General features: G+C 34.1%; 1 protein-coding gene. It reads right to left on the bottom strand.

Going from position 1 to position 584, the window contains the following annotated elements:
• Window positions 1–98 precede the first annotated feature (98 nt).
• Window positions 99–338 carry a hypothetical protein gene (locus tag C9E89_RS23125; protein ID WP_107010353.1) on the bottom strand — a complete coding sequence of 80 codons (240 nt, stop codon included), beginning with the start codon at window positions 336–338 and terminating at the stop codon, window positions 99–101.
• Window positions 339–584: the final 246 nt, after the last annotated feature.

A 584-nucleotide genomic window follows, 5' to 3' on the forward strand; every position in this document is an offset into this window, starting at 1 on the left:
CATGGTGCTGATCTAAATATTTGCTATATTCAGGATGGATCCATGAGCCATACTCATCACGAACAATTTCCGCAGGTTTTAATTGATTAATATCCATATCACGCCACCTTTCCATCAAGTTGCTTAAACTCAGCATTAGTTAAAATACTTGGATTCCCCAAAAACTGTTCTAAAGTCATGTGAGCCTTTTTTAAGCTATATGAGTAATGATCATCGTAATAAACCACACCATTTGACACAAAATAAGAACGCGCTGTTGATAAGCTGACATGTGAAGAAAAGGCACATGTTGTAGGTTTCTTTTTACGTTGAACGCGCTGCTTGTTTGTTAATCCCATTACAACCACCATAATTCAAAGTTAATAAACACAAATCCATTCACGACTAATAAAATTTCAAAGAAAAACAGAGTCCATTCCATGTCTTCTCCTTAGGCTGCAAATTTCAAATAATTTGCGCTATGTGCTTTTTTCATCTTTAGATCAGCACAGGCATTTAATTCATTTAAAAATTTCACACCATATTTAAGCCATTGTTTTAAAAATAATTCGTAACGGACAACGCAATATTCATTCATCTTGTAA

Source organism: Acinetobacter sichuanensis, from assembly GCF_003024515.2.
In the GTDB taxonomy this organism is placed as follows: Bacteria; Pseudomonadota; Gammaproteobacteria; order Pseudomonadales; family Moraxellaceae; genus Acinetobacter; species Acinetobacter sichuanensis.